A 21,173-nucleotide genomic window follows, 5' to 3' on the forward strand; every position below is an offset into this window, starting at 1 on the left:
CCCGCGCCCCACACGCGGAGGCCTCCCCCAACGTTCGTGCCGCATCCCGCGGTACGCCGGACTTTCCGAGGTCTTCATGAAGCTTCGCCGCGCCATGGCAGCAGCGGCCGCTACGGCGGTCATAGCCCCGGTGGCACTGCTCGCGGCACCGGCCGCGTACGCGACCGGCGAGACGTCGCCCGCGCCGAGCACGTCCGTGAGCGAGTCGGCCACCGAGACGTCGCCCTCGCCGTCGGTCACCGAGTCCGAGTCTGCCGAGACGTCGCCGACTCCGAGCGCGTCCGTGAGCGAGTCCGCTCCCGAGGCGTCCGCATCCGCTTCGGCCAGCGCCTCCACGTCTCCCAGCCCGTCGACGTCTGTGTCCACGACGCCCAGCGAGCCCGCCGGGGGCGACGACGAGGAGGTCCCGGAGTGCAAGGAGGCGAGCATCACCGTGGGTCTCTCCGGCTTCCCGGAGAAGATCGTCGCGGGCAGCGGCTGGAAGACGTTCGAGTTCAACGTCAAGAACACCGGCAAGACGGACATCGAGAGCCTTCAGGTCATGGCCACCGCGCTTTCCGTGTCGGACCTGGACTCCGAGGAGAGCCAGCTCTTCGACAAGTACGCGCACTTCGAGTACCGCAACCCGAGCACGGGCAAGTGGACCAACGACTTCGCGGACACCGGCATCAACAACGGGTTCTTCTACGGTGAGTTCCCGCTCGACGCCGGCCAGAAGGTCACGATCGACCTGCGACTGAAGATCGATGCCGGTGCACCCGCAGGTGACAGCCTGGCTATCGCGCTCGGCGGTTACGAAGCCGAAGGCGACTGCTTCGAGAACGGCGACGTCTACCCGTTCCAGATCCTCAAGCCGGGCTCCAACCCGGGCGATGTGGACGACTCCAAGCCGTCTGGTCAGAAGCCGCCGAAGGACATCAAGCCCCAGGGTGAGGCCAAGCCGATCGAGGTTGAAGGCAACCTCGCCGAGACCGGCTCCAGCTCCGCCCTGCCGATGATCAGCCTGGTCGGCGGTGCCGCGGTCGTCGCCGGTGCCGGCGCGATCTTCGTGGTCCGTCGCCGCAAGGCCGGCGCGCAGGCGTAAGCCGCGGCGGCCGACAGGCCGCAGCACCAAGCAGAAGAGGGACCTGCGCTCGGAGGGGGGTGCAGGTCCCTCTTCTGCTGCCCGGGGGCTTCAGCTCTTCGGTGGTACCGCCGGCATGCCGAGGAACGGCAGCCGCAGCGCGCCGAACGCCTCCGCCGGGACCGCCGGGGACTTGGGCTCGACCGGCTGGAGCCGCTCGTAGGCCGTGCCCTGCTTCGGGCGCGGGTCGGGCTCCCCCTTGTTGGGCCAGTACGACATCGCCCGCTCGGCCTGGGCGGTGATGGTGAGGGACGGGTTGACGCCCAGGTTGGCGGAGACCGCGGCGCCGTCGACGACGGAGATGCCGGGGTGGCCGTAGAGGCGGTGGTACGGGTCGATCACGCCGGTCTCACGGGAGTCCCCGATGGGGCAGCCGCCCAGGAAGTGGGCGGTGAGCGGGGTGCCCATCAGCTCGCCTACGTTGGAGCCCGCGAAGCCGTTGATCTCGGCGGCGAGGGCCGAGGCGCTCTCCGTCGCGGCCTTGATCTGCTTGGGGTTGGGGGCGCCGTGACCCTGCCGGGCGGTGAGCAGGCCGCGGCCGACACCCGACGGTTTCACGTACGTCGTCAGGGAGTTGTCCAGCGACTGCATCACCAGACCGATGATGGTCCGCTCCGACCAGCGGCGGTTGGACAGGGAGCGCAGGACCAGCAAGGGGTGTCTGGCCGCGTGGGCGAGGAAGCCCAGGATCCGTGACGCTCCCGAGTCCGTCCCGGCGTAGGGGACCTGCAGGATGGACAGTCCGCCCATCGAGTTGGAGCCCTTGCCGTAGCGGACCGGTTCGATGTGGGTGTCGGCGTCGGGGTGGATCGAGGACGTGATGGCCACGCCCCGCGTGAAGTCGGCCTTCGGCGCGCCGTGCGCCTTGCGGTAGCGCCGGTCGTCGGTCTGGGCGCCGACCAGTGCCTCGGAGTTGGTGCGGGTCAGCTCGCCCAGCCGGTGCGAGAGGTACGGCAGTTGGCCGCCCGCCTTCATGCGGTGCAGCAGGGTCTGGGTGCCGTAGGTGCCGGCGGCGAGGACGACCCGGCGGGCCGTGAAGGTGCGGCCCTTCCTCCTGCCGCGGTCGTCGGTGGGCAGGGTGGCGACGGCGTAGCCGCCGCGCGAGTCGTCGGTGACCGAGACGACCGTCGTCATGGGGTGGACGACCGCGCCGGCCTTCTCCGCGAGGTGGAGGTAGTTCTCGTTGAGGGTGTTCTTCGCGCCGTGCCGGCAGCCGGTCATACATTCGCCGCACTCGGCGCAGGCTTTGCGAGCCGGTCCCGCCCCGCCGAAGTACGGGTCGGGCACCTCCTGGCCCGGCCTCGCCTTCACCGTGCCGTCGGCGTCCTCGCCGTCGCCGAAGAAGACACCGACCGGGGCCATGTGGAAGGAGTCGCCGCAGCCCATCCGCTCCGCCGCCGCCTTGAGGTGGACGTCCGACGGGGTCATGGTCGGGTTGAGCCGTACGCCCAGCATGCGGCGGGCCTGGTCGTAGTACGGCGCCAGCTCGTCCTGCCAGTCGGTGATGTCACGCCACTGGGGGTCCTCGAAGAACGGCTTCGGCGGGACGTACAGGGTGTTGGCGTAGTTGAGGGAGCCGCCGCCGACACCCGCGCCGGCCAGGACCATGACGTTGCCCAGCAGATGGATGCGCTGGATGCCGTACATGCCGAGTTTCGGCGCCCAGAGGTAGTTCTTGAGGTCCCAGGAGTTCTTCGGCAGGGTGTCGCGGGTGAAGCGGCGGCCTGCCTCCAGGACGCCGACGCGGTAGCCCTTCTCGGTGAGGCGCAGGGCGGTCACCGAGCCGCCGAAGCCGGAGCCGACGACGATGACGTCGTAGTCGTAAGCGTCCTGAGGCACGTGCCGTCTCCCGTTCGAGTGGCTGAAGCGAGGGTCGTCTACCGGAACCGGAACGCCTTCATCAGGCGCAGGCTCCTGCTCATGAACTGGGCGTACTGCTCGTCGTCCATCCCCAGGGAGGGGGCCATCGGGAGGACTCGCTGGTGGGCGACCGTCTGGGCCTCGGTGTACTTGAGGATGCCCTCGGAGCCGTGACGGCGGCCGAGGCCCGAGTCCTTCATCCCGCCCATGGGCGACTGGACGCTGCCGTACGCGGGTGCGTAGCCCTCGTTGATGTTGACCGTGCCGGTACGCAGACGGGCGGCGACCTCAAGGCCGCGGCGGCCGTTCTTCGTCCAGACCGAGGCGTTCAGACCGTAGGCGGTCGCGTTGGCGCGCTCGATCACCTCGTCCTCACTGCTGAAGCGGTAGACCGACACGACCGGGCCGAACGTCTCCTCGCCGCAGACGGACATGTCCGTGACGACGCCGTCGAGGATCGTCGGCTCGAAGAAGTACGGACCGATGTCGGGGCGGGCCACTCCGCCGGCGACGACCTTCGCGCCCTTGGCGACCGCCTCCTCGACGTGCCGCGTGACCGTCTCGAGCTGGCGCTCGCCGACCAGGGAGCCCATGTCGGCGCCGTACGCCAGGGAGGTGCCGAGGCGCATCGCCTTCGTCCGGGCGGCGAAGCGCTCCAGGAAGGCGTCCGCGATGGACTCGTGGACGTAGAGCCGTTCGATGGAGATGCAGAGCTGGCCGGCGGAGGAGAAACAGGCACGGACGGCGCCGGCCGCGGCCTTCTCGATGTCGGCGTCCTCCAGGACCAGCATGGGGTTCTTGCCGCCGAGTTCGAGGGAGACGCCGATCAGCCGCGCGGCCGCGCCCTGGGCGACCTCGCGGCCGGTACGGGTGGAGCCGGTGAAGGAGACGTAGTCGGCGTGCCGGACGACCTCGGGGCCGACGACCGGGCCGTCGCCCAGGACGACCTGGAAGGCGTCGGCGGGCAGACCGGCCTCGATGAGCAGGTCGCGGGCCCACAGCGCGGTGAGGCAGGTCTCCGTGTCCGGCTTCATGACGACGGCGTTGCCCGCGGCGAAGGCCGGGAGGGCGTCGCCCACCGACAGTTCCAGCGGGTAGTTCCAGGGGGCGATCTGGCCCACGACACCGCGCGGGTGGCGCAGTTCGGTGACCTTGGTGAGGGTCGGCATGGCGCCGGCGTGCCGCTTGGGGCGAAGGTAGGAGGGGGCCTTGCGGCCGTAGTGCCGGGCGGCGACCGCGACGGCCTGCACCTCCTCGTGGGCGTGCAGGCGGGCCTTGCCCGTCTCCAGCTGGATCAGGTCGAGCACCTCGGCCTGGCGCTCCAGCACCAGGTCGTGGAAGCGCAGCAGGACGGCGGCGCGCTGCCGTACGGGGGTCTGCGCCCACACGGCCTGGGCGGCACGGGCGAGCTCGTAGGCCGTTGCCACGTCCTCGGGCGTCGACTCGGGAAGGTCGGCCAGCTTCTCGCCGGTGAGCGGCGTGTGGTTGGCGGTCCGGCCGGAGCCGACCACCCCCTTGGTGAGCTGGGCGACCAGCTCGGGCGTGACCACGTCCGCGGCGGTGCGGGCGCCCTCCGGGGCGGGGGCGAGGGGGTTGGTACCGGTCTGTGCCGTGCCGGTCTCTGCCGTCTTCTCGGTGGCCTGCGCGTCCGTCATGAGGCGCAGGGTATGCGGCGGCGGGGGCTTTGGGTACCCGTCGGTAATACGGCTTCACCGAGTACACACACGATGCCAGTGACTGCTGGCAACAAATGCGCTGATCAGGACGTCGAGCGGTGACCGCCGGGGTATTTCAGCCTTTTACGATCCCGAGCCGTTCCCGGGCCTCCTCGAACACCGAAGTGCCCTCCTTCTCCTGCGGTGTGCCCCTGGGCATGTCGACGCGCAGCTCGTACATGCGGTCGTCGTCGGTGCGGACGACCATCCTCATGACCCGCCTGGGGGTCTCGCCCCGACGGTACGTGGTGTCGGCGAGGGCGGCTTCGTGGCCCTGGACGCTGGTGCGGGCGTACCGGGTCCGCCCGCCGGAGTCGTGCGCTCTGGCCTGCTCCATCGGTGTGGCCGGGGCCTTCTCCCAGACGAGCAGGCGGACCTGGATCGCGCCGGTCCCCGTGTCGCCGTAGAGGGCCGTGCGGGGCTGGTCGGCCGCGCTGCCGGTCCGGCCGAGGAGGCGGTAGTGGCCGGGGAGGTGGAGGACGGCCGCCATGTCCGGCTCGGCGTGCGGGGTCCAGGCGTCGGTCACGTCGGCGGCCTGCCCGGCACTCTCCGCGCTGGGTGTGTCGGCGAGTTGGGTGACGGCCCCGGCGCCACCGGCGAGCAGCGCGGAGAGCAGGGCGAGGGGGCCGGGGCGCAGGAGGCTCTGGCGCTTGGGGGGCAGGGGGTCCTGCCGCGCCGGCGGGTGGGGGTGCTGCTGCGCGAGGGGTATGGAGTCGTGCTGCTGCGCGGCGTCCGGCCCGGTGCCCGCAGCCGCGTCCGCCCCCGGCCCCACACCGGCGGGCACCGGACCGGATTCTGCGGCCTGTACCGGAGTGAGCGGGCCGGAGCCTGCGGCGGGCACCGAAACGAGGGGGGCGGCACGCCCCGGCGCGGGCCGTCGTGCGGCCCGGTCGGCGGGGTGGCCTGTGTGCTCGGCCGCCCGGGGTGCCTCGGTCCGTGCCGGTCCGGCCACCGCCATCAGAGCCTTCGCGACCTCCTCCGCCTCCGGCCGCTGTTCGGGCTCCGGCACCAGCAGTCGGGCGATCAGCGGCCCGAGGGGTCCGGCGCGCGTCGGTTCGGGCGGTTCGGCGGCGAGGACCGCGGCGAGCGTGGCCTCCGGCGTGGTCCGCAGGAAGGGGGAGGAGCCCTCGACGGCGGCGTACAGCAAGGCTCCCAGGGACCACAGGTCGGAGGCGGGCCCCGCCATACGGCCCGACATCCGCTCGGGCGCGACGAACTCCGCCGAGCCGGCGAACTCCCCTCCTTCCGTGCGGGAGTCCTCGCCCTCCGTGCGGGAATCCCCGCTCTCCGTGCTGGAATCCTCGTCCCCCGTGCAGGAAACCCCGCTCCCCCTGCGGGAATCCTCGTCCCCCGTGCTGGAATCCCCGCTCCCCGTGCGGGAGTCCTCGCCCTCCGTGCGGTAATCCCCGCTCCCCCTGCGGGATCCCTCGCCCCCCGTGCCGGAATCCTCGCTCTGCCCGTGGCCGATGCCGAAGTCGGTGACGACGACGCGCCGGTCCGGACCCAGCAGCACGTTGGCGGGCTTCACGTCCCGGTGCACGATGCCGACGGAGTGCGCGGCGCGCAGCGCGCCGAGGACGGCGAGGCCGATCCGGGCGGCTTCGGGCACGTCGACCGGGCCGCGCCGGAGCCTCTCACGCAGGGACTCACCGCCGACCAGCTCCATGACGATCCACGGCAGTCCGTCGAGCGCCTCGGCCGCGTCGAGCTCGTCGGGGCCGACGGGGCCCGGGCGGGCGTCCCGCTGCTCCGGCTCGACGACCACGTCGTGGATGGTGACGGCGGCGGGATGGTCGACGCGGGCGGCGGCCCGGGCCTCGCGGTGCAGCCGGTGGGCCGCCCGCCGGTGGCTCTCGTCCTCCGGGCCGCCCGGCAACCGGGGCTGTCTGACGGCCACTTCACGCTGCTCGAGTTCGTCGAGGGCCCGCCAGACGGTGCCCGTGCCGCCGGAGCCGATGCGCTCGATCAGCCGGTACCGCCCGCCGACCGTCCGGCCCCGGGCGTCGTCCGTCGCGCCCCCGTCGTTGCTCATGCCCCATCAGTACCCCGCGGGACGCTGATCTGTCGACGCGGGCCGTTTCCGGGGGTGTTGGGGCGACGGGATCAGGTCGTGCCGATGACCGGGTTCGCGACCGCCGCGCTCGCCACCTGACGTCCTCGGCCGGTACGTCGGCGTGGGCTTCTTCTCTGTCTGCGAGGCGGTACGGGCTGCGGCGGTCAGGGCGTGGAGGCGGACGCGCTCGGGGAGGCCTGCCGGGTCGCCGGAGTCTTCGGCGTGGCCGGTGCGGTACGCGTCGGCGTGGGGCCGACGTCCCCGTCGCTCCCGTCCCTGAGCAGCGCCGCCGCGGACACCCCGGCTCCCGCCATCGCAGCGACCAGCAGCGCCGCGATGAGGGCGCGGCGTGCGGGCTGCCGGAGGAAGGGTTCCTCGGGCCGGTGCGGACCGCGCGGCTCCACCGGCGGCATGGGCGGTTGCCGGACGGCGGAGTCCTGCGGTCGGCTCCGCGGTGCGGCCGCCACCGTCGGCGCGTACGCGGGTGGCGGCATCGGCGGCGTGCGGCCCGTGTCACGGAAGGCCCGGAGCATCCGCTCCGCCCGGTCCGCGTCCAGCCGCCGGTCCGGGTCGCGCTCCAGCAGACCGCGTACGACGGGCAGGAGCGGTCCGGCCTGGGCGGGCGGCTGGATGTCACCCACGACGACGGCGTGCAGAATGCCGCCCAGCGAGTCGCGGTGGAACGGCGATGCGCCGCTGAGGGCCGCGCACAGCAGCACGCCCAGCGACCACAGATCGGACTCGGGCCCGGTCCTGACCCCCGACATCCGCTCCGGCGCGGTGTACTCGGGCGAGCCGACGAAGGCCCCGTTCTCGGTGAGCGTAGGGGCGCCCGCGACCTGGGCGATACCGAAGTCGGTGAGGACGACGCGGTCGGTGCCGGTCTCCAGCAGCACGTTGTCCGGCTTGAGGTCGCGGTGCAGCACCCCGGCCGCGTGCGCGGCGCGCAGTGCGCCGAGCAGGGCGATGCCGATGCGGGCCGCTTCGACGGCGTCGACGGGGCCCTGGTGGGCGAGCCGGTCGGCGAGCGAGCCGCCCTCGATCAGCTCCATGACGATGTAGGGACGTGCACCGTCCTCGACGACGTCGTGGACGACGATGATGTGCGGGTGGCTCAACTGGGCGACGGCCCGGGCCTCGCGCAGCGTGCGGTCCCGCTGCCGGCGCGCTTGGACCGCGGAGAGCGTCTCGTCGTAGGGGAGTTCCTTGACGGCCACGCTCCGGCCGAGGAGCTGGTCGGTCGCCCGCCAGACCACTCCCATGCCGCCGCGACCGAGCCTTGCCTCCAGGCGATAACGCCCCGCGACCACACGGAAGTCGGCTCCCTCGGTCCCCATGCGCCCCATCATGCCGCAGACGGCGACAAGGCCCGCGAAATCCGGTCGCCGCCCGGCACGGCGGTGTGCCTACCGGGGCTGTTGCCACCCCTGCAGTACCCACTTGAACTGCCGGCTCGTCTGCGCCCAGTCCTCCTCCGGCGAGGACATGTAGATCGCGTACTCGACGCCGTCCCGCGAGAAGTAGGTCTCCTCGATCGCGTGGCGCGGTCCGGCGACGTAGGGCGGGTCCTTGGCCAGCGCCGTCCAGGTGTACTCCCACAGCGAGCCCTTGCGGTCCCGGTAGGTGTTGTCCTCCATGGTCACCCGCTTGTAGTCGACCAGCCTCTGGAGTTCCTGCTCGAGGTCCTCCTGGTGGGCCCCGGCGTCGGCGAAGTCCGGTGACGTGTCGATGGCGACGCGGACGAGGTGGCGGCCGCCGTCCGGCGAGTAGTCGATCTGCTTGAGCTCGCCCTGGGGGCCGAAGGGCTTGCGCTTCCAGCCCTTGGGCAGGGAAAGGCTGAACCCCACGGGATCGTCGTAGCGGATCCAGCTGTCCGGAACCGATCCGCCGGCCGCCTGCGTGCTCGTGGACGGCGTCGAGCCGGATCCGTCGCCCTGGGAGGTTCCGTTCCACTGCTGGAGCACCACGGCCGTGCCCCCGCCGATGATGGCGGCGAGCGCGACCACCAGGGCGAGGGTGCGCAGCCGGCGGCGCCTGCCCGAGCCGGCCGGCTGCGGCCCCGCCGTCGTCGTGCCGGCCGCGGTCGGGCCGTAGGGCGGAGCACCGGTCGTGGACGTCCCGGTGGCGGGGTTGCCGGCCAGGGGCGGGAGCGGCGTCCCGGTGTGCGACCCCGAGCCGGTGCCGACCGGGCCGGTGCCGGACGTGCCGGTGGCCGTGCCGGTGGTGGCCGTCCCCGTGCCCGTTCCGCTGTGGTGGTCCCGGTACGGCGTCGTCCCCGCGTACTGCGTCGGTACGTACGCCTGCGCCCCGTTCGGCCGCCGGCCCTCCGCCGCCTCGGCGAGCATGTGCTCGGCCTCGGACACCTCGGGCCGGGTGGCCGGGTCCTTGCGCAGCAGGGCGGTGATGACGGGGGCGAGCGGACCGGCGTGCCGCAGCTCGGCGGCCTCCTCCTCGACCACGGCCTGCATGGTGGTCAGCGGGGTGGTGCGGCGGAAGGGCGACCGGCCCTCCACGGCCGTGTACAGCGTCGCCCCGAGCGCCCACAGGTCGGAGGAGGGGCCCGGGTCGTGGCCGCGCACCCGCTCGGGCGCCAGGTAGTCGACCGAGCCGACGACCTCTCCGGTGCGCGTGATGGTCGTGTCGCCCTCGATCTGCGCGATGCCGAAGTCCGTCAGCAGCACGCGTCCGTCCCGGGCGAGGAGGACGTTGCCCGGCTTGATGTCGCGGTGCAGGACCCCGGCGGTGTGCGCGGCACGCAGGGCCCGCAGCACCCAGAGGCCGATGCGGGCGGCCTCGCGCGGCTCGATGCGCCCCTCCTCCTTGACCGCGTCGGCCAGGGAGCGGCCCTCGACCAGCTCCATCACGATCCACGGGCGGCCGTCGTGCTCCAGCACGTCGTGCACCGTGACGACCGCGGAGTGGTTGATCCGTGCGGCGGCCCTGGCCTCCGCCCGGGTACGGGCCAGCAGGATCGCCTGCTCGCTCTCGGAGACGTAGAGGGCGGCGGTCAGCTCCTTGATGGCGACCGACCGGTGCAGCACCTCGTCATGCGCACGCCAGACCCGGCCCATGCCGCCACTGCCGATGGATTCGGCCAGCCGGTAGCGGCCCGCGACGAGCAGGCCCTGCATCTGATTCACGTTGCCCCGCAATGGTCTTGACAGGGTCAGCGTAAGGACCCGCCCTCACCCAGGGAACAAGCGGGGTACCACGGTGACCGCACTGTGACGGTTGCCGCCTGCCGGGACGTGAGGCGACCAGAGGGTGAACTGCGGCGTACACGCGGCGCGCCGGACGCTCACTTCGTCGCCTTGTACGTCGCCGCCGCCTGCTCGTAGAGCCGGGTCACCTCGTCCCGGTCGGACTCCGGCCCGCGCACCTGGACCACGTGGTAGCGCCCCTGGACCAGCATCGCGAGGTTGCGTACGTACAGCTCGCCCCCGTCGCGGCCGGTCCAGGTGAACTGACCCTCGGCCATGGTCCGTCCGCCCACCTCGATCGTCTTCAGCCCGGTGGAGGTGGCCCAGCTGGAGTCGCGGTACGGCTGCAACTCCGGCTCCTTCTCCCGCTGGTAGGCCATCGGATCACGGCCGTGCTCCGACGCGCTGTCCCGGCCCGGTACGACGATGAGCTCGAAATCGCCCTTGGAGTAGACGACCTGGCCGCTGCCGCCCAACGCGGCGCGGTCCCAGCCCTTGGCGACGGCGACCTGGAAACCGGCCGGGTCCTTGCGCAGGGTGAAACCGTCGCCGACGTCGGGTCCGGTGGTCTGCGTCTCGGTGGTGCCGGCCGACGACGAGGGGCTCTTCTCCGGCTCGGGTGAGGTCTGCTCGGGCCGCGGCTCACTGCTGGCGTCCGGCTCGGGCGCCCGGCTCACCTCACCGGCGGCACCGGTACGGTCCGTGCCGTCCGCGCCCTCGCTGTCCGACTTGGGCATGAACAGCATGGCGTAGGCGATCGCCGCGGCCATCGCGAGCAGGACCAGCAGGAGCAGGGTGCGACCGAGACGATGCGGGGAACCGGACTCCTTCCTGGCCCGTTTGTGCCGCCCGTGGTGCGCGGGCAGCCCCGCCTTCCGCCGCCGCACCAGCTCGCCACGGCGCCGTACGACGGGCAGCCGGCCGGCGTCCACGGGCGGCGCCGCGACGACGTGCACCCCGGCCTCCGGCTCGGGAGCCGAACGCACCAGCGAGCGCAGCCAGCCCCGCACCTCCTCGAAGTCGAGGCGCTCGGTGGGGTCCTGCCGCAGCAGCGACTCCACGACCGGCCGCAGCGGCCCGCACTCCTCGGCGTAGGCGGGCGGTTCCGCGCACACCATCTGCACCAGCTCGGCCGTCGACTCCTCCGGGTAGGGCGCATGCCCCTGCACGGCCCTGAAGAGCAGCGCGCCGAGCGCCCACAGGTCGGTCGCGGGACCGATCGGCGCCGCCAACTGCCAGTTCTCGTGCACGGGTCCGGCCTGCTCCGGCGCCCAGCGCTCGGTCACCGGCCCGACCACGGCCATCCGCGCCTGCCGCGCCCGTTCGGCCGCCAGCGCCGTGGCCGGACCGCGCCGGGGGGCTGAGGTGTCGGCGACCAGGTCGTCCCACCGGGCGGTCCCGCCCTGGGCGGCGGCCTCCGGGGCCTGCGGGAGCGCCGCCTGCTCCGCGCTCTGCGGCGCCGGTGCGTCACCGGTCGTGCCACGGGGTGTCGCACCGTGCCACCCGGTCGTCCGCGGACCGCCGCCCACACCGTAGGGATCGGCGATCCGCCCCGGCGGTACGGCTCCGGGGGAAGTGCCCTGCCCGGGGATGTAGGGGGACGGTGACGATCCGTTGCCGTGGGGCGCGGCGTCACCGTCCGGGGCGGTCCGGGCTCCGGGCAGTGCCGTCCGCCCGCCCTGCTGAACCTCGTGCACCCGTGCCGCGGCCCGGGCACCCGCCCGGTAGGCCGCGATCGCCCCGGCACGCGCCGCCCGGGGATCCCCGCTGCCCGCCACCGGCCCGCGTACGGGCACCGCCCGGCCGCCGCCCGCCGTGTCACCCCCTGCCGGGGGCAGCCCTCTGGCCTCCCTGGCCTCTATGGCAGCGCGTCGCGCGGCCTCGGGATCACTCGTGCCACCCGCGCCGTGGGCGGGCCCGGTGCCGCCGTCCTGCCCCGGCCCTCGCCCGGACTCCTCGAAGGGCTGTTCCGGAACCGGGTCGTACCCGCACAGGGCTTCCTCCGCGGCGCCCACCGCCAGCCCGGTCAGCATCACGCGGCCGTCGTCGCAGACCAGCACCGTCCGCGCGGTGATGTTCCGGTGCACCCAGCCGTGCGCGTGCAGCACCCGAAGGGCCATCAGCACGTCGGAGGCCACCTCGGCCGCCCGGTACGGCGTCAGCGGCTTCTCGGCGAGCAGCGCCGCCAGCGGACGCGCGGCCACCAGTTCACTGACGATCCACAGCGAGCCGCCCTCGGCGAACACGTCGAAGACCTGGTCGAGCCGGGGATGGTCGGGAATGGCCGCGGCCGCCTGCGCCGCCTCCACCGCGCGCCGCACCACCGGATCCGTGGGCCGCCGGGTGCCGCCCCGCGCACCGGACCGCCACGCGCCGCCGTCCCTGGCGGTGAAACCGTCGGGCAGCCCCTCCGCGTCGAGCACTTCGGCCTCGACGACCTCGGGCAACGGGACCTGCCGGACCAGGACTTCCTGTCCGCTGTAGGTGTCGAAGGCGCGGGTCTCGGTGAGTTCGTACTCGTCGGACGGCGGCAGCGGCAGGCGGTAGCGGTCGGCCAGCACCCGACCCGCGTAGTCGTCCACGTTGCCTCCCCCGGCAGCCCGGTCGGTCACATCCGTTCGCCCCACGGTCCGCTCCGACTGCGCACGGTCCGCAAACATTTACGATACGTGCCGCAGGCAACCCGCATTACGGGGATGCCAGATCTCACTCCCCAAGCCCCCGGGGCCTCATGCTCAGGACTTGGGTTCGAAGGTCTTCGTCAGGGTCCGCCACGTCTCCTTGCGCAGCGCGCCGTCCCAGTCGGACGCCTTCGCCGTGTACATCAGCGCGTACCCCTGCCGGTCGTCGACCACGAATCCCCGGTCGATCGTCCGGTACCGGGTGCCTCCTTCGGTGTAGGTGAACTCCCAGTCGGCCGTGTTCCAGCCGCGGTAGTCCACCTTCTCTATGCGGATCTTCCTGTACTGCGCGCGCACCATGTAGCGTTCCTGGTTCTTCCAGTCCGCCACCGGGTCGCCCTTGGGCGTGGATGTCCAGGCGATGAGCAGCTTCTGTCCGTCGGGCCCGGTGAAGCGGTCGCCCGCCGCACCCGACGACTGGTACTTCCAGCCCTTCGGCAGACCGATCGAGTACCCCTGTTTGCCCTGGTGAGTCGACTTCACCGCGGTGCCCTTACCGCCGGAGCCGCCCTCGTCCGACGAATTGCTCGACCGGCCGTCCGGCTTGCTGTCCGAGGCGGCCGCGGACGGCACCTCCTCGGTCTCCGTGCCGTCCGTGCCCGTGCCGTGGCTCTCGTCGTCCTTGGTGTCCGCGCTGTTCGACGCCGCCGTGGCGACGGTCTTCCCGCCGCCCTCGCCGGAGGCCCCCTTCGAGCCCGTGTCGCCCCCGCTGTACACGATGGTGAGCACGGTGCCGATCACGGCGAGCACGACGACCACCGCGATGATCAACAAGGTCCGCCGCGGCACCACGTCGGTGAGCGGCGCCCGGGGCACCGGCCTCGGCGGCAGATCCGGCGGCGGCACCACGGGCCACCCGGAACTCCGCCCTGCGGAGGCCGTCTTCGACTCCGGCGCGTTCCGCTCAGCGGCACCCGCGGCCGGACCCGACTGCGCCACGGACGCACCCGCGGCCCCGGCCCGCCCCGCGCCGCCGCCCGACGGGGAGGAGGCCGTACCCGCCGCCTTCGCAGCGGCGGCTTCGTCGGCACCGGACTCGGCTGAAGCCGATGTGGCTTCCGCCGACTTGGCGGAAGCCGACTTGGCGGAAGCCGCCGCCGATCCCGCGGCCGCGGATCCCGCCGCGGCCTTGCGCACGGAACGCAGTGCTCCGCGCAGCCGCTCCCCGGCCTCCTCGCCGCGCTTGCCCGCCGCACCCGACGAACTCCCCTTGCGCGAGGACCTGTCCGGCTGCGCGGGCAGCGGCACGACCTTCGTCGCGTCCATCGGCTCCGGCTCGGCCGGTGCCGGCGCGTGCAGGACCGAGTTCAGCATCGCCCGGGCGCCCGCGTCGTCGAGCCGCTGCGCGGGGTCCTTGGTGAGCAGCCCGTGGATGACGTCCTTCAGCGGACCGGCGTTCTTCGGTTCCTCCAGCGGCTCCGTCATCACGGCCGTCAGAGTCGCTATGGCCGACCCCTTGTCGTACGGCGGCGCGCCCTCCACCGCCGCGTACAGCAGCCCGCCGAGCGACCACAGGTCGGCCGCCGGGCCCGGCTTGTGCCCGCGCGCCCGCTCCGGGGAGATGTAGGAGGGCGCGCCGACGAGCATGCCGGTCGAGGTGATGGACGGGTCACCCTCGACCTGGGCGATGCCGAAGTCGGTGAGCACGACCCGGCCGTCCTCGGCGATCAGCACGTTCGACGGCTTCACGTCGCGGTGCAGGATGCCCTCGCGGTGGGCGGACCGCAGCACGTCGAGGACGGCGAGCCCGACCTCCGCGGCACGCTTCGGCTCGAGGAGACCGTCCTCCCGGATGACCTCGGCGAGCGACTTGCCCTCGACGAGTTCCATGACGATCCAGGGCCGGTCGTCCTCCTGGACCACGTCGAAGACCGTCACGGCGCTGTTGTTGCGGATCCGCGCGATCGCCTTGGCCTCACGCAGCGTCCGGGTGATCAGCCGCCGCTTCTCCTCCTCGTCGATGTTCGACGGGAACCTCAGCTCCTTGACGGCGACCGTCCGCCCGAGGGTCTCGTCCTGGGCCCGCCACACCGTGCCCATGCCGCCGCGGCCGAGCACTTTGCCCAGCCGGTAACGCCCCGCGAGGAGACGCTCCCTGTTGTCCTGACGAGTGTCCTGACGAGATGTGCCCGCCCGCTCCGCCTCCGACATGCGTCCCCTCATACAACCCGCCCTGACAGAGCCTCCATTGTCTCTCACCCGACAAGTGCCCGGTGCCCAGGGGCCCCCTGGCGGGCACCGGCGGCCCCACCCCCCGGGAACCCGGGTGCGGCGGGCCCCGCGCCGCCTTGCATGATGGGCTCCGACCAGGGAGGAGCCCGTATGCCGCCGATTCGGACATTGCTGGCCCTGCCGGTGGCCGCCGCCCTGTTCGGTCTGCCCCCGGCCGACTCGTCGGCCCTCTCGATGCCGCCCACGGACGCGGTCCTGCCCCAGCTGGTGACCCGGGGCAGGGCCCCGGCCGCGGCCCTGCTGGCCCAGGAGGGCACCACCGCCCGCTATGCCGCCGCCGGTCCGGGAATCGCCCGGTCGGACCACTTCCGCGCCGGAAGCATCACGAAGACGTTCATCGCGACGGTCGTGCTGCAACTGGCCGCCGAACACCGGCTGTCGCTGTCCGACACGGTGGAGCAGCACCTGCCCGGCCTGGTGCGGGGAGCCGGCAACGACGGCCGCGCGCTGACCCTGCGCTCCCTGCTCACCCACACCAGCGGCCTGCGTGACTTCACCCGGGACACCGGCGGGATCGCACCCCTCACACCTCGTCAGGCCCTGAACCTCGCTCTCACCCACCCTCCGGCCGAACGCGGCCGTTTCTCCTACTCGAACACCAACTACGTGTTGCTCGGCCTGGTCATACAGCAGGTCACCGGTCACTCGTACGCCACCGAGGCCGAGCGCCGCATCCTCACCCCGCTGCACCTGACGGGCACCTCCTTCCCCGGATCCCGCTCTCGGCTGCCCTCACCGCACGGCCACGCCTACGCCGCCGACGGAACCGACGTCACCGAACTCGACCCGCGGGTGGCCGGAGCCGCGGGCGAGTTGGTGACCACGCTCGCCGACCTCGACCGCTTCTACGGAGCCCTGCTCGGCGGTCGGCTGCTGCCCCCGCACCGGCTGCGCGAGATGCTCGACACCCGTGCCGCACACGGCGCGTACGGCATGGGCCTCTTCCCCGACAAGCTTCCGTGCGGCACGACGGTGTGGGGACACAACGGGCACATATCCGGCAGCTACGTGCGCACCGCGGCCACCGTCGACGGCCGGCGTGTCCTCACCTTCCGCGTGAACACGGACGCGATAGCCGATCCCGGTCTCGAACGCGCGCTGCTCGCGGCCGAGTTCTGCCCCCGCACCTCGTAGAACGACCGGGTCCCGAACGAAGATCCCGCTTCCCGACACTCGTTCGGGTGACACCCGGCAGACCCGGCAGACCGCGGACCGGCCCCCTCCGGCACGGCCCGGCCGCACCCGGAACGGCCCGACCGCACCCGGCACGGCTGGGCGCGCTCCCGCCCGCGCACCGGGCACGGCCCGACCGCACCCGCAGCATCACAACGGCACGATGTCCGGCGCCCCCAGTCGCGCCGCGTCCGCCGTCAGGTCGTCCGGCTGCCGCTGCGACTCCCGCTCGGCCTCCACCCGCTTCTGGTAGTGCTCGACCTCGCGCTCGATCTGACCCTCGTCCCAGCCGAGCACGGGCGCCATCAGCTCGGCGGCGTCACGTGCGCTGCGGGCACCCCGGTCGAAGGTCTCGATCGAGATGCGCGTACGCCGGGTCAGCACGTCGTCCAGGTGCCGCGCCCCCTCGTGGGAGGCCGCGTACACGATCTCGGCGCGCAGATAGTCGTCGGCGGCGGCCAGGGGCTCGCCCAGCGTCGGATCCTCGGCGATGAGCTGGAGCAGTTCCTCGGTCATCGTCCCGTAGCGGTTCAGCAGGTGCTCGACCCGCACCACGTGCAGTCCGGTCCGGGCGGCGATCCGCGCCCGCGCGTTCCACAGTGCCCGGTAGCCCTCGGCGCCCAGCAGCGGCACGTCCTCCGTGACGCAGTCGGCGACGCGCATGTCGAGCCCGTGCACCGCCGCGTCCACCGCGTCCTTGGCCATGACCCGGTACGTCGTGTACTTGCCGCCCGCCACGACGACCAGCCCCGGCACCGGATGCGCCACGGTGTGCTCGCGCGACAACTTGCTGGTGGCGTCCGACTCGCCCGCGAGCAGCGGCCGCAGGCCCGCGTACACGCCCTGGACGTCGTCCCTGGTGAGCGGTATCGCCAGCACCGAGTTCACATGTTCCAGCAGGTAGTCGATGTCCGCGCTGGACGCGGCCGGGTGGGCCTTGTCGAGGTCCCAGTCGGTGTCCGTGGTGCCGACGATCCAGTGCCGGCCCCAGGGGATGACGAACAGCACGGACTTCTCCGTGCGCAGGATCAGCCCGGTCGTGGAGTGGATCCGGTCGCGCGGCACGACCAGGTGGATGCCCTTGGACGCCCGCACGTGGAACTGGCCCCGCTCACCGACCATCGCCTGGGTGTCGTCCGTCCAGACGCCGGTGGCGTTGACGACCTGCTTGGCGCGGATCTCGTACTCGCCGCCCCCTTCGACGTCCTGCACCCTCGCGCCGACGACCCGTTCGCCCTCGCGCAGGAAGCCCGTCACCCGCGCGCGGTTGGCCGCCTTCGCCCCGTACGCCACGGCCGTACGCACCAGGTTCGTCACGTACCGGGCGTCGTCCATCTGCGCGTCGTAGTACTGCAGCGCCCCGACCAGCGCGTCCTTCTTCAAGCAGGGGGCCACGCGCAGGGCGTGAGTGCGCGTCAGGTGGCGGTGCATCGGAAGTCCCCGGCCGTGCCCCTTGGCCATGGACATCGCGTCGTACATGGCGACGCCCGAACCGGCGTAGAGCCGCTCCCAGCCCTTGTGCTGCAGGGGGTAGAGGAACGGCACGGGCTTCACCAGGTGCGGGGCGAGCCGCTCCAGCAGCAGGCCGCGTTCCTTCAGCGCCTCGCGGACGAGCGCGAAGTCGAGCATCTCCAGATAGCGCAGGCCGCCGTGGATGAGCTTGCTGGACCGGCTGGAGGTGCCGGACGCCCAGTCACGCGCCTCGACCAGACCTGTGGACAAGCCCCGGGTCACCGCGTCGAGCGCGGTGCCCGCACCCACCACGCCTGCACCCACGACGAGCACGTCCAGCTCGCGCTCGGCCATGGATGCGAGTGACTCGGCGCGCTGCGCCGGTCCGAGTGTCGCTGTCCTCACCGCTGCCTCCCGCTCATCGGTCGCACCGGCCGCACCCGTCGGGCGTGGCCCCGTCCGTATCCCCCTGCCCAGATTCTGACCGGGTTGCCCGACTTCAGCCACCACGGGCCCGGAGCCTGTGGACAACGCTCACGGAACACTCACCGAAACTCGGCCGGACAATCCCGCATATCGGTCATATTTACTCCTAGTCTGACATTGCGCTCGCCCGTCCTGTCCACAGGGCTTGCGTACCTGTCCCACTTCGGCTATCGGGAAGGACGGCCGCCATGCCCGCAGACCTCGCCGTCATCGGACTCGGACCGTACGGCCTGCCCCTGGCCCAGGCCGCCGTCGCCGCCGGCATCGCCACCCTCGGCTACCGGACCGGACCCGAGGCGGGCTCGCTCAGCCCCGCCGAGCTGCGCCGGATGCTCTCGGGGGGCTTCCGGCCGGCCACCGACCCGGCCGAGCTCGGCCGGGTGCGCACCGCGGTCATCTGCGCGCCGACCCCGCCCGATGCGGACGGCGGGCCGGACCTGAGCCAGCTGGAAACGGCCGCCCGCACCCTGGCCGGCCACCTGCGCCCGCACACCACGGTGATCCTGGAGTCACCGGTGTACCCGGGGACGACGGAGACCTTCCTGCGGCCGCTGCTCGAAGAGGGCTCCGGTCTGCGCGCGGGCCGCGACTTCCACCTCGCGTACTCCCCCAGCCGCGTCGACCCCGGCAACCGCGACGTCACGCCCGCCACGACACCCAAGGTCATCGGCGGCCTCACCCCGGCCTGCACCGAGTCGGCCGCCGCCTTCTACGGACGGCTGACCGACAAGGTGGTACGCGCGCGTGGACTGCGCGAGGCGGAGACCGTGTACCTGCTGGAGACCAACTACCGGCACGTGAACATCGCCCTGGTGAACGAGATGGCCGTCCTCTGCAACGACCTGGGTGTCGACCTCTGGGACGTCGTCCGCTGCGCCGAGACCAAGCCGTTCGGCTTCCAGGCCTTCCGCCCGGGCCCCGGCGTGGGCGGCCACTCCGTCCCCCAGGACATGACCGCTCCCGGCGGCCGCGGACTGCGCATGGTGGAACTGGCCCGGCAGGTCAACGACCGCATGCCGGGCTACGTCGTCCAGCGCGCCGCCACGCTCCTCAACGAACACGGCAAGTCGGCCCGGGGCGCCCGCGTGCTCCTCCTCGGCGTCACCTACAAGCCCGACCTCGCCGACCTCCAGGGCACTCCGGCCCGCGAGATCGCCCTGCGGCTGAGGGAACTGGGCGCGGCCGTCAGCTACCACGACCCCTACGTCCCGTCCTGGAGCGTCCTCGACCACCCGGTCCCCCGCGCGGACGCCCTCTACGAGGCAGCAGCCGACGCGGACCTGACCATCCTCCTCCAGCAGCACCGCACGTACGACCTCCAGGGCCTGTCGGTGAAGGCCCAGCTCCTGCTCGACACGCGCGGGGCGGCGCCCATGGGGGCGGCGCATCGGTTGTGAAGGGGGGCGCGCGGGGTGCGTGAGCCCAGGCAACTGGTGGCATGAGGCACGCGGCGCGGGTACCTTACGGACACAGGCGGAGCCCACCGCAGCGGTCACTGCGGCAGGCTCCTGGATGGATCACGGAGTGTCCGCCCCTAGTTCTCATGGGGGCGGACGCTCACCATCCGAAACAAGGTGGAGCCCACCGCAGCGGTCACTGCGGCAGGCTCCTGGATGGATCACGGAGTGTCCGCCCCTATTCCTCTTGGGGGCGGCCGCTCACCATCCGAAAATCCGCAAGATCCACCTCCTCCGGCACTGCGCCGTCCGAAGACGGAGTCGGTCCCAGCGGGTGGGCTTGCGGTGACGTCCCATGGGCGCCCCCTTCCACGACGCCGCCCATTGACCCGGTAGGCGGCTCGTCGGAATTCGGGCCGGGCCCCGAGGGCGGGGTCCGGACCGTGTCCTTGGAAGGGGGCTCCCAGAAGAACCGGGGCGCCGATCACGGACACCAGCCCCTCGAAACCCCCCTCCACGGGTAGAAACGGCCCGAAGGCACCCGTGCGCCCCCCACCGCCAACACGCGCCCCGTCACAGCCACTTGGGCATGCAAAAGGGCCCGGCCACTCCCCGAGTGACCAGGCCCTTCTCAGCCGGAGCGGACTACCGCCGGTGCTGTGAGTCCGCCACCGTCACCTCGACGCGCTGGAACTCCTTGAGCTCGCTGTAGCCGGTCGTGGACATGGCGCGGCGCAGGGCGCCGAAGAGGTTCATCGAGCCGTCGGGGGTGTGGGACGGGCCCGTGAGGATCTCCTCCAGGGTGCCGACCGTGCCGAGGGCGACCTTCTTGCCGCGCGGCAGCTCCTCGTTCACGGCCTCCATGCCCCAGTGGTGGCCCTTGCCCGGGCCGTCGGTCGCGCGGGCCAGCGGGGAACCCATCATCACCGAGTCCGCGCCGCAGGCGATCGCCTTGGGCAGGTCGCCGGACCAGCCGACACCGCCGTCCGCGATCACGTGCACGTACCGGCCGCCCGACTCGTCCATGTAGTCGCGGCGCGCCGCGGCGACGTCGGCGACCGCCGTCGCCATGGGGACCTGGATGCCGAGCACGTTGCGCGTGGTGTGCGCCGCACCGCCGCCGAAGCCGACGAGGACGCCCGCCGCGCCGGTACGCATCAGGTGCAGGGCCGCCGTGTATGTAGCGCAGCCGCCGACGATCACCGGGACGTCCAGCTCGTAGATGAACTGCTTCAGGTTCAGCGGCTCGTGCGCGCCGGAGACGTGCTCCGCCGAGACCGTCGTACCGCGGATGACGAAGATGTCCACGCCCGCGTCCACGACGGCCTTGGAGAACTGGGCGGTGCGCTGCGGGGAGAGCGCGGCGGCGGTGACGACGCCGGAGTCGCGCACCTCCTTGATGCGCTGCCCGATCAGCTCCTCCTTGATGGGGGCCGCGTAGATCTCCTGCAGACGGCGGGTCGCGGTCTCCGCGTCCAGACCGGTGATCTCGTCGAGCAGCGGCTGCGGGTCCTCGTAGCGCGTCCACAGGCCTTCGAGGTTCAGCACGCCGAGGCCGCCGAGCTCACCGATGCGGATCGCGGTGGCCGGGGAGACGACCGAGTCCATGGGGGCGGCCAGGAAGGGCAGCTCGAAGCGGTAGGCGTCGATCTGCCAGGCGATGGAGACCTCCTTCGGGTCCCGCGTACGGCGGCTGGGGACGACGGCGATGTCGTCGAAGGCGTACGCCCGGCGGCCGCGCTTGCCGCGCCCGATCTCGATCTCAGTCACGTCTGTGGCCTTTCCCTGATGCGTTGCAGCG

At 72.6% G+C, this 21,173-nt stretch carries 12 protein-coding genes; 3 read left to right on the top strand and 9 right to left on the bottom strand.

Translation table 11 applies throughout. The annotated features are described in order from the left end of the window. Window positions 1-76: 76 nt before the first annotated feature. Window positions 77-1,084, top strand: a complete 1,008-nt coding sequence (locus AB0F04_RS29720; protein ID WP_362046902.1) for an LAETG motif-containing sortase-dependent surface protein — start codon at window positions 77-79, stop codon at window positions 1,082-1,084. A gap of 90 nt (window positions 1,085-1,174) precedes the next feature. Here the strand turns inward: AB0F04_RS29720 and AB0F04_RS29725 are convergent, their stop codons facing one another. From AB0F04_RS29725 to AB0F04_RS29755, 7 genes are all read right to left on the bottom strand, one after another. Next, window positions 1,175-2,962, bottom strand: coding sequence for a GMC family oxidoreductase (locus AB0F04_RS29725; protein ID WP_362046905.1), 1,788 nt, complete (start codon window positions 2,960-2,962; stop codon window positions 1,175-1,177). 38 nt (window positions 2,963-3,000) lie between these two features. Further along, entirely contained in the window at window positions 3,001-4,638 is a 1,638-nt protein-coding gene (locus tag AB0F04_RS29730) for a succinic semialdehyde dehydrogenase (protein ID WP_362046908.1), read from the bottom strand. A gap of 136 nt (window positions 4,639-4,774) precedes the next feature. Next, on the bottom strand, window positions 4,775-6,730 hold the full coding sequence (locus tag AB0F04_RS29735; protein WP_362046910.1) for a protein kinase: 1,956 nt from the start codon (window positions 6,728-6,730) through the stop codon (window positions 4,775-4,777). Between the two features lie 185 nt (window positions 6,731-6,915). Then, window positions 6,916-8,088, bottom strand: coding sequence for a serine/threonine-protein kinase (locus tag AB0F04_RS29740; RefSeq protein WP_362046913.1), 1,173 nt, complete (start codon window positions 8,086-8,088; stop codon window positions 6,916-6,918). 69 nt (window positions 8,089-8,157) lie between these two features. Then, window positions 8,158-9,882, bottom strand: coding sequence for a serine/threonine-protein kinase (locus tag AB0F04_RS29745; RefSeq protein WP_362047190.1), 1,725 nt, complete (start codon window positions 9,880-9,882; stop codon window positions 8,158-8,160). 167 nt (window positions 9,883-10,049) lie between these two features. Continuing rightward, window positions 10,050-12,533: a protein kinase gene (locus AB0F04_RS29750; protein ID WP_362046916.1), complete on the bottom strand. Its 2,484-nt coding sequence runs from the start codon at window positions 12,531-12,533 to the stop codon at window positions 10,050-10,052. 153 nt (window positions 12,534-12,686) lie between these two features. Beyond that, window positions 12,687-14,783 carry a serine/threonine-protein kinase gene (locus AB0F04_RS29755; protein WP_362046919.1) on the bottom strand — a complete coding sequence of 699 codons (2,097 nt, stop codon included), beginning with the start codon at window positions 14,781-14,783 and terminating at the stop codon, window positions 12,687-12,689. Window positions 14,784-14,954: 171 nt separating this feature from the next. On the opposite strand from AB0F04_RS29755, the gene AB0F04_RS29760 reads away from it, so the two are divergent. Then, window positions 14,955-15,998, top strand: a complete 1,044-nt coding sequence (locus tag AB0F04_RS29760) for a serine hydrolase domain-containing protein (protein ID WP_362046921.1) — start codon at window positions 14,955-14,957, stop codon at window positions 15,996-15,998. A 189-nt stretch (window positions 15,999-16,187) separates the two neighbouring features. Here AB0F04_RS29760 and AB0F04_RS29765 read toward each other — a convergent pair whose 3' ends face one another. Further along, window positions 16,188-17,894 carry a glycerol-3-phosphate dehydrogenase/oxidase gene (locus AB0F04_RS29765; protein WP_362046924.1) on the bottom strand — a complete coding sequence of 569 codons (1,707 nt, stop codon included), beginning with the start codon at window positions 17,892-17,894 and terminating at the stop codon, window positions 16,188-16,190. A 269-nt stretch (window positions 17,895-18,163) separates the two neighbouring features. Here AB0F04_RS29765 and AB0F04_RS29770 point away from each other — a divergent pair, with 269 nt between their 5' ends. Further along, window positions 18,164-19,372: a nucleotide sugar dehydrogenase gene (locus AB0F04_RS29770; protein WP_362046927.1), complete on the top strand. Its 1,209-nt coding sequence runs from the start codon at window positions 18,164-18,166 to the stop codon at window positions 19,370-19,372. A 645-nt stretch (window positions 19,373-20,017) separates the two neighbouring features. Here AB0F04_RS29770 and AB0F04_RS29775 read toward each other — a convergent pair. Next, window positions 20,018-21,142 carry a GuaB3 family IMP dehydrogenase-related protein gene (locus tag AB0F04_RS29775; RefSeq protein ID WP_033311552.1) on the bottom strand — a complete coding sequence of 375 codons (1,125 nt, stop codon included), beginning with the start codon at window positions 21,140-21,142 and terminating at the stop codon, window positions 20,018-20,020. Between the last annotated feature and the right edge of the window lie 31 nt (window positions 21,143-21,173).

This window comes from Streptomyces sp. NPDC029041, from assembly GCF_040637515.1.
Lineage (GTDB): Bacteria > Actinomycetota > Actinomycetes > Streptomycetales > Streptomycetaceae > Streptomyces.